Source organism: Halosimplex salinum, from assembly GCF_003730195.1.
GTDB lineage: Archaea > Halobacteriota > Halobacteria > Halobacteriales > Haloarculaceae > Halosimplex > Halosimplex salinum.
Genome location: NZ_QWGG01000011.1, coordinates 112,905 through 121,755 on the forward strand (window position 1 = coordinate 112,905; position 8,851 = coordinate 121,755).

Below are 8,851 nucleotides of genomic sequence, written 5' to 3' on the forward strand. Positions count from 1 at the left end.
CGACGAGCGGAGCGAGATGTTCTGGAGGCCGACTACGGAGTAGCCTCAACGAGTGCACTTGTCTCGTCGTCCGTCGACGTCGAGCGACGTGCGCGCACCGCCGTCGGGGGAAGGAGTTCGAACGCGATATGGCGGAACTGCACGAGTCCGCACGACTCGTTCGGGCAGACGATAACGTTGGCGTCGGCGTCAATCGCGCTGCCGGGGACGGCGGGAGCGTCCTCAGGGAGGATGCTGTCCTCACCAGGGTCGCGCTCGTCGTCGTAGAGGGCGAGATCGGTGTAGTAGTAGATCCCATTGTGCTCGCAACGGGGGCAGCTGTACGCGAGGATCTGACCAGCGGGGGCAGCAGCAGAGGGTTTCACGGGCAATCAATCGAAAGTGCGTTGCCCGGACGTTTAACCTCAGGGGTGCAGCCGAGGCCGGGCGGTACGAGAGCGGGGATCAGGGATCGGCTTCCCAGTACTGGATGGCGAGGCGGCCGTTGCCGAGATCGTCGACATCGTAGGCAACGTCGTCGGGGATGTTGAGGTCGACGATGGCTTCACCCTCGACGAGCTGGGAATCATCGAGGCCAGTCTGTTCGGCGCTCGTTTCGAGTTCAGGATCGAGTGGAGGAGTCGAATCGGACGTCATGGATTCTGGAGACATCAGTCACTTTGAATCCGGGGGGCGAGCATCTGGGTGACAGTGGCGGCGCCGTCGGCGTACTCGTAGTTGAACTTCGCGGGGAAGTCCTCGCCGAGGAGGATTTCGACTTCGGCGTCCTTCGGGATCGCCTTGTTGAGATCCTTGAGGTAGTCCAGCGAGAAGAGCGAGTCGGCAGCGCCGATCTCGAGGTCGATGAGGTCGTCGCGACTGAGTTCGAGGTCGACATCGTCGGTATCGCCTTCGGCGTGGACGCGGAAGGCCTCGTCGTTGGGATCGACGATGAGTTCGACGTGGTCTGAGACCATATCGGCGGCCCGAACAGCACGGTCGATGTCGCGACCTTCGAGGACGACGCGTGCTGGGAGGTCGAGGTCGGGGATGTCGGGCTCTTGGCGGATCGTGTCGGGGTCGAGGAGTGCGAGCGTGTACTCGAGACCGCCGAACTCGATGATGAGCTTGCGGGTCTCCGGGTCGAGCGACATCTGGATGAGGTCGTCGTTGTCAGCCATACCGACGACGTCGGCGAGCTTGGTGAGGTCGACGCCGAGGACGCCACCATCGGCCTGATAAGACTCGAAGGCGGTTTCGGTGATGTTCGTCTCGTCCATCGCGACGTTCGCGGGATCGACAGCGGCGAGGCGAAGGCCGAGATCGTTCAGGTGGACACGGGATTCGTCGACGAGGACGCTAAGCGTGGTGATCGTCTGGTCGAGGCGGTCAGCCTCGATGATCGCCGAGAACGCCTGGGGTGGGCGGGAGTCGGACGGCGACTCCTCATCGCTGCCGTCACTATCGGTCTCAGCGTCATCTGCTTCCTCGACGTCTGTCCCGTCGGCGTCAGGGGCTTCGGCCTCCGTTTCAGAGGCGTCAGCCTCAGTATCGGCCTCGACGTCGATGTCGGGCTCTTCATTTGGGTCGGTGTCGGTACCGTTGGGTGATTCGGGTGTGGATTCTGCCATAGGTGTGATGGATTGTGATCGTTGGGATCGTCGTGATTGTCGGTAGACGCGAGTAGACTGTTCTCGAGGGTGGTGTGGGACGTCTCACTCGAGCTTACATCTCTCGTGGAGTGCGAAAAACGGCCGTACTGGACGGACCTGTGAGTCCTTGGTGGAGGCATCGTAGTCTCGACGGTCAGTCCAAGTGGAGGGTCGTCCAGAGATCGAACGCGGCGTCCTTGTAGAGGACAGTCTCGCAGTCCGCGCACTGATACTCGACGGCGCCGAGCCGGTCACCTCCGCCGAGCCGCGTGACTTTGCCGCCACGATGCCGCGCAATTTCCGTCCCGATGAAGGAGGACACGATCAGTCTCGATCCACAGTGCGGGCACGGCTGCCCCGGCTTCCAGTCCGGACGGCGACTCGTATGCACGTGATGAGCAATGCCATTCGAGCTCGGCGAAGTGACGGCGTACGGTTTGTACTCCGCGAGGGGGTCGTACTCCTCATCGGCGAGCACGGAGTTATCCGAGTGCTGGTTCGGAGACTGTCCGTCACGATTGTCGGTCATAGGAAATCCCTCACTCTCGGCAGGGGAGAACAAACTACTGCCTGTCCGATACGCGAGCGGACGGCTCTAGAGGATTAGAGGTACTCGACGGAGATTGAGTAGTCCACGGTCGATTCTTTTTCGTCGACAAATGCGAGGGACTGCGCTTCGTCGATGAGCCAGTTGTTCGCGGCGTCGACAGCCGCTTCTACATCGTGACCGAGCTCGGGGTGGGTCGGGAGCGTTTGCGAAAAAATCTTGCCGGGGAGAAACCCCCCGAAGCGTGGATATGGAAGTGCGTGAGACGAGTCGAACGACGGAGGGAGAGACAGCGTCAGCGGGGAGTGCGCCGCCCTACTCGTCGTCCTCTCCTTCGTTGATCTCGCCAGCCTCGAGGTCGTCGAGAGCGTTGCTGACCATCGCCTCGTAGGCATCGATGTCAGGGTCGTAGAGGTCGACCGCCATCGCATCGTAGTTGCGCTCGTCGTCGTTCTCGGTGGGGTCGTCGGGGTCGAACGCCTCGAGCCGTGCCTTCGTCTGCTCGGCGGTTTCCGCGACCCACGCGTCCCGAGCCTCACCGTCGACAATGTTGATCGACTCGGGACGGATGGAGACGTTGACGTCACCGTCGTCGGTCTCGTAGGTGCGCGCCTTGCCGACCACTGCGACGTACGCCGGGGCTTCCGCGTTCCGTAGGACGCTGGCAGCCTCGGGCTGGTACTGCCCAGCGTAGGCGAAGAACGTCCCGGTTGGGCCCACAATGCGGGCCTGCCAGTACTCGGAGTCGTTGCCGACGTCCGTCGTCTCGGTCAGCGTTCCGACCACGAAGACGCGATTGGCTTTCTCACCCGACGGCAGCAGCGAGTACACGGGCGCACGGTCTTCGTCGGATTCGGTGAAAGTGCTCGTTGCGTTGTTGAATTCTTCTGCGAAGACGCGCTTGGCGACCTCGCGATCACCGTTCGCTGCACTGCCGGGCGAGACAGCGTCTTCGGAAAGGGTGTTCCCCTCCTCGCAGTCGTTGACCACGAGGTAGTTGCCGATGACCGGCCCGGAGACCGTGTAGGAGTGTCCGAGGATCTCCTCCTCGACGGCGTCGGCGACGACGCTCGTGTCGAGAGCGTCCATCGCCATCTGCTTGGCCTCCTCGATGGTGATGCCGGTGAGATCCTCGGTGGCTTCCTGATTGAAGAGGACGTCGTAGGCCGTCTGGCCGTCGTCGATGACCGCCTTCACGCGGAGATCGAACTCGCCGTCGACCTCGCCGTGTTCGGAGCAGCGCCCGTTCTGGAGAACGCGCGTGCAGTCCTCGCCGGGACATCGCTTGACGAGGCCGCTTCCGGGTTGGACAGCCACGACTGCGCCAGCGGCCTCGACATCGGTCGAGCCGACTTCGAGGCCGGCGGCGTCCTCGTCGTCGACGGAAACGATGTCGGACGCGGAGTTGACCTGGACGCTGAGTCGGTCCTGATACTCGTCGGAGACGACGTTTTCGAATCGGTACACGCCATCTTCCTCGATGGTCGGTGCGTCGGCGGACTCCCACACGGTCACCTTGATGGTGCCGGTCTCGTCACCGATGAGGCCGACTTGAGCGATGGAGTCGACGTCGTTGTCCCAGAGCTGGACGACCTTCGCCGTGACCGAGAGCCACTCGTTCGGACCCTCAACGGTCGCGATCTCGCGCTCGTCGGCCGGACCGCTAGAACCGCTCTGGCCGTCCAGATCGTCGTAGTCGAGTCCGTACGCGTCGAGGAAGTAGTTCCGCGTGGTGCGGACGGCCTCGTCCTTCGGGACGCGGTACTCGTCGACGAGCATCGAGAATCGCTCGGCGATCTCTGCTTCGTCTACGTCGACGTCGTCCGGGAATTGGTCAGCGAGCTCTGCCGCTTCGTCGGGAATGGAATTAGCTACTGCCATCGTTGGTCACTCCGATTCGCGTTCGGGAATCGGCTGGTGGGACGTCTCGAGTCAGGTCGACGCCCTGCGCGCCTTCCTGCTCACGCCCCTGCACCCCAATCCGGGGGAAATAAACCGCCGTTGCGACGGGAACGCGGGTGGTGGGTGTCGCCACGCGCGCCGGGATTCGGCTCATTACCTGCATAGTCGTGAGTCCCCCTTCACCCCCCGCGGGGGGATAAACCGCGTGCGGTGCGTTCGGTCGTTGGTCAGAGGCGATGCTCGGCCAGCCTCCGGCGAGCGGTGCGGATCGTCGAGGCGAGACGGGCGACAATCCGTGTCCTCCAAATGCGTCTGTAGGTAGGGGCGGCGGTGCCGTCATCTGTCTCCCGTGAATCGGCGTCGAGGATATCTGAGTCGTCGGGGCCAGGGTCGGCGCGGTCGGATGTGGACGACCATTCGTGGTCGTCAAGACTGGGGATCGCAGCCGCGACCTCAGCATCGGTTGCACCCGTTGGAACGCCCGTTGCCGAGTCGAGGCCAGAGTCGGGATCAGCCGGGTCCACGGGGTCGTACTTCCGGCGGACGACAGCAGAGGCGTCTTCGAGAGGGACACTCCAGTTGGCGAGGAATTCGAGATCCTCGACGACCGCGTCACGGGTCGGCGGCGTCTCAGTCGTCCGAGCGAGATGGGTGACGAGGTACTCCGCCACTCCCTCGCGGGACGCAGTGAGGTACTGCCGAGTGGCTGTCTGTGCACGATCTACAGAGAGGCCGTAGTCCGCGACGAGTCGCTGCATATGCTGGTCGACGATGTCCTCGGACGCGACGTCAGCCGGAAGGTCGTTCATCAGCTCGTTGACCGCCCGTTCGATGCGAAGCGTCCGTTCGGTCATCGATCTTCACCTGCCTTCCCAGGCCACCAGTCGTCGTCCTCGATCGTCGGTGGCTCGTAGAGCCCCGGTTCGCGGGGTCGCCGACGGAAGTCGGACAGCTGTGCTTGACGCGGTCGCGATCGCTCACGGGGAGCTGCTGCGCTGGACATCTGTGAAGTCACCTCACCCCCTGTTGGGAGGGACAAACTCACGTCGGTCGCCACGGGTGATGGCGTCGCCGAGCGCCCCCACGGGCCACGCGGTGCTGTCGAGGTTGTGGCTGCGCGCGCAGCGACGCTCGCGTCGCGAGCACGGAGCGGTGGGCGGGGCGGTGGGTAGTGGGTGCCGGGAGCCACACACGAACCAGCCGGTTGCGATGCCTACCTGAGGACTACTCGCGGCACACGCAAAAAAGCGGCCGAGCGATGGCCTACTCGTCGTCCCGCCGTCCGAGCGTGACCTCGATCGCCCGCTCCATATCGATGTGGTTGATCCACGCGTGCTGGTCGCTATCGGCCGACCACGGAGCGATTGTCGGATCATCCGACTGCCGCTTCCGCCGCGTCATCGGGCCGTCACCCCGGTCGAGGATGGTGAGGTCCGTATCACCGACGACTGCCAGGGTCGCATCACCCTTGTAGGCGTTGACACGCACCCGCTCCGCCCGAATCCGGTCGCCCACCGCGAGCGTCGGCTTGTCACCCGCCGCGAACCAGACCGTGAACTTCGCCGTGTCGCCGGCCTCGTCTTGCACCAGTCCCACCTGGTACTGCGACCGATGCTTCGGCGTCCACAGCGTGGTCACCTCCGCCTCGACCGTCGTCTCCCACTGCTCGTAGGGATCGATCGACCCGATGGGCTGCTTGATCTCGAACATCCGCTCGAGTGTCTCCTTGACGGCGATCGTCGCGTTCATCACGTCCGACCCGTCCTGGATGTGCCGGGCGATGCACTTCCCGAACGTCGCTCTGGACATCGCTGCTTCGCCTTGGAAGTGCTCGGCCAGCCGCGCCGCGCCCTTGTTCACCTGGGCGAGCGTCTCCTGGTCAAGTGACGCCCGCGGGTCAGGGCCGTCACTCACGGACGTCGTCGTGACCGGTTCGTCGTCTGCCGGATCAACGCGCTTGACGCCGACCGTCTCTGCCGGCGGGCCCTCCCACGGGTCGTCGCTCTCTGAGACGGAGTGGCGAATCGGCACCCGCGTCCGCATATCGTCTCGCGACCGCGCCGCTCGGTCGATGCCCGCCACCTCTGCCGCGATCGCCTTCGCGCGGTTCCGCTCATCGGCCTCGAACTCGCCGCGCATTCGCTCTTCAGTCGCTAGCATGTAGTGCTCCGGGGACACCTCCGCGAACGGCGCTTGCAGGTCGCGTCGAGGCTCGGGGATGTCCATTTCCGCGAGTGCCTGCTCCCAGTAGACCCCAGTGGAGACACCACGCACCAGCTCGCCGACATCGCCCTCAACGACGTCGCCCAACTGCTGGCCGTGCATCACTGCCTGAACATCCGCGTAGGTGCCACCTGCGCGGCCGGTCATCTCGCGCCTGTGGGGGAGCCCCGTCTCGTCATCTTGGTCGTCCTCGTCCGACGTTTCGTGCTGTGAGGCAGCCGCCCGGTACTGCGCGTCCATCCGCGCCGAGCGTTCTCGCGCATAGTTTCCAGGAACGAGTTCCTGCCCCCGGCTGTCCTCGACCGGTTCGTCGTTCGGGGTCGGGGGGCGTTTGTCGATGTCCACACCGACCACGTTATCGCCGTTCTCCAGATGGGGACTGCTGTAGAGCAGATCCATCTCGAGTTCGTCGTACTTGTCAGGCTGTCCAACCGCCGATGGGCTTTTTTGCCCTGAGTTGAAACTATACATTGCTGTTTCACGGGGAGTGATCCCCTGTTGGGCGCGCTCCACCGCGCCCGCCTTCTGACCGCCGACCGACGGGTGTATTCGTACACCCTTCACCCCGCGGAGGGGCGAACAAACTCACCGCGGGGCGCGCCTGAGCGGCCGACGTTCCGCACGCCGACCGCCCGGCGCCGCCTGCCGACGGCCCGACGCCCTGTCACGGGCTACCTGACTCTATGATTTCAATCCCCCTCAACAGTTGGAAGGGACTGTGCGTCTTGGCCGCTGGCGCGGCCGATTTCGGGAGAAGGGACCCGCGGCGCACCGACCGGATGCGCCGCGGGTAGTGTCTGCCGGAATCGAGGCCCGCGCCCAGCGCCACAAGCTGGAAGGCGTCCGGCGGGTGCACCCCTGACGCGGGCGCGTTCGGGAGAAGGGACCCGCCGAAGGCGGGTAGTGTCTGCCGAAGGCGGCCGCGATCAGGGGAATGCACGCGCCAGAGGCATCCGGCAAGTGGTCTCCCCAAGACGTGCAGTTCATATCCGACAAGTGGGGGGGATGGTTTCCTCTTAAGCGTTCCTTCCGACACGGCGAGAGGTACTGAGGCGGCCGATTCCGTGGAGAAGGGGCCCGCGCGAAGCGCGGGAAGTATCTCCGCGGAATCGCGGCCCGCGTCAGGGCCTCGAGCTTGTCGGAACGACGGCGCTCGCGCGTGTGTGATAGCGCGAGCGCCGTCGGGTACCGGCAGGGGAGCCGGCTGCCGTCGTGAGCTGGCCGATGTCAGTGGAAGGGACCCGCGCGAACGTGTGAGCGCGGGTAGGGTCCGCTGAGATCGTGCCAGGTCAGGAACGGCACGGCGGCTTCCCCCGCCCGTCCCGTGGACGCTTAAGAGGAAAGAAATTAATTTTTGCTCGGCGGCTTCTGGCGGGTGGCCCGTACCGCCAGAACGAAGCCCGGTGCGGGGCCCTGCCCGCCGAGGTACGGGAGTCGCGAACCCGGCAGATGCGGCCGATGAACAACGTGAACCAGCCGCGCACGGCCGATTCCGGGAGAAGGGACCCGCCGAAGGCGGGTAGTGTCTGCCGGAATCGAGGTCCGGGTGCGGGTCGGTGAACGCAGATGAATCGGCCGCATATGGCCGGGCTGAGTCGTGCGTCGCCGCGCGCTGAACCGGTCGATTTCGTGTGGAAGGGGCCCGCGCGAGCTTTCGGGCGCGGGGAGGTGTACGCGCGAAATCGTGACCCGGTCCGGTTCAGCGTGCTGGCGACGTATGACTCAGGCGAACGGAGTGAGCGACGCGATCTCCCGTGCCTTCGGCTCGGCAGGCCCCGTGCCCGGCTTCGCCCCGACTCGCCGGGAGGCCGACAGAGGCGCCCGATTTTCCGTGGAAGGGACCCGCCCCGGTGGGGGCGGGTAGGGTCCGCGGAAATCGCTGGTGGCTCCGGCGGCCCCTCCCGGTGAGTGCGCGGCGCGCGCTACTGCACGCGCCAGCGCAAGGGGGCCGACCGAGTGAGGAAACCTGGTCGTAGCACGACCCGATGTCTCCCGAGGCCGCCGAATCCGCTCGATGAGCGGTGTTACGAGGCGCCGTCGCGGACTGGAAGGGGACCCGCGAGCGGGTTGCGCTCGCGGGTAGGGTCCGGTTCGCGTCGGTGTCTCGTGACCGCGCAATCCGCGGACTTCGGCGGATGAGTGGACGACATCGGCTCCCACGGACTGGCCGGTGAGGCGGCCGATTTCGGGGAAAGCTACGCGATTCCCCGAAATCGTGGCCCGCTGTCAGCGGCCAGAGCGTGTGGAGCAGGTCCCGGAAATCAGCCGCCGCTACGACGCGGTCCTAATTCACCCACGGAGACCGTCCGACGAGCTCTGCTCGTCGCGGCGGTCTCGATCCAAAGCGCGCGCGACCCCGACGCGCGCGGCACCCTTCTCGAGACACACCGATTGGGCATCCATACGCGCCAGAGCAGCGAGCCGACGGCCGTCACGCCGGAACGCGGTGGCGACAGCGACCACTCGGCCGCCGAGGCCACACCACTATGCTCTATCGACAGCCCACGGCGTCTCACGACGGCGCGACCCCCCGCCTCGAGTACAGCCG

General features: G+C 65.3%; 7 protein-coding genes and 1 pseudogene. All 8 read right to left on the reverse strand.

Features of this window, described 5'->3' with window-relative positions; all coding sequences use genetic code 11:
• Window positions 1-32 precede the first annotated feature (32 nt).
• The 8 genes and pseudogenes from D1409_RS21145 to D1409_RS21180 all read right to left on the reverse strand — a co-directional run bounded on the left by D1409_RS21145 (window position 33) and on the right by D1409_RS21180 (window position 6,702).
• Entirely contained in the window at window positions 33-371 is a 339-nt protein-coding gene (locus D1409_RS21145) for a hypothetical protein (protein WP_164471834.1), read from the reverse strand.
• 73 nt (window positions 372-444) lie between these two features.
• Window positions 445-636 carry a hypothetical protein gene (locus tag D1409_RS21150; RefSeq protein ID WP_123538957.1) on the reverse strand — a complete coding sequence of 64 codons (192 nt, stop codon included), beginning with the start codon at window positions 634-636 and terminating at the stop codon, window positions 445-447.
• 14 nt (window positions 637-650) lie between these two features.
• On the reverse strand, window positions 651-1,382 hold the full coding sequence (locus tag D1409_RS21155; protein WP_235853665.1) for a DNA polymerase sliding clamp: 732 nt from the start codon (window positions 1,380-1,382) through the stop codon (window positions 651-653).
• Between the two features lie 403 nt (window positions 1,383-1,785).
• A complete protein-coding gene (locus tag D1409_RS21160; RefSeq protein WP_089768574.1) occupies window positions 1,786-2,160 on the reverse strand; it encodes a hypothetical protein in 375 nt (124 codons plus the stop codon).
• A gap of 333 nt (window positions 2,161-2,493) precedes the next feature.
• Window positions 2,494-3,168 carry an RPA family protein gene (locus D1409_RS25465; protein ID WP_235853667.1) on the reverse strand — a complete coding sequence of 225 codons (675 nt, stop codon included), beginning with the start codon at window positions 3,166-3,168 and terminating at the stop codon, window positions 2,494-2,496.
• Window positions 3,148-4,059 (reverse strand): annotated as a pseudogene (locus tag D1409_RS25470) (replication factor A); the annotation flags it as partial. The pseudogene D1409_RS25470 and the gene D1409_RS25465, both read right to left, overlap by 21 nt.
• A 248-nt stretch (window positions 4,060-4,307) precedes the next feature.
• A complete protein-coding gene (locus tag D1409_RS21175) occupies window positions 4,308-4,934 on the reverse strand; it encodes a hypothetical protein (protein ID WP_123538959.1) in 627 nt (208 codons plus the stop codon).
• A gap of 409 nt (window positions 4,935-5,343) precedes the next feature.
• Window positions 5,344-6,702, reverse strand: a complete 1,359-nt coding sequence (locus tag D1409_RS21180) for a hypothetical protein (protein WP_123538960.1) — start codon at window positions 6,700-6,702, stop codon at window positions 5,344-5,346.
• Window positions 6,703-8,851 lie beyond the last annotated feature (2,149 nt).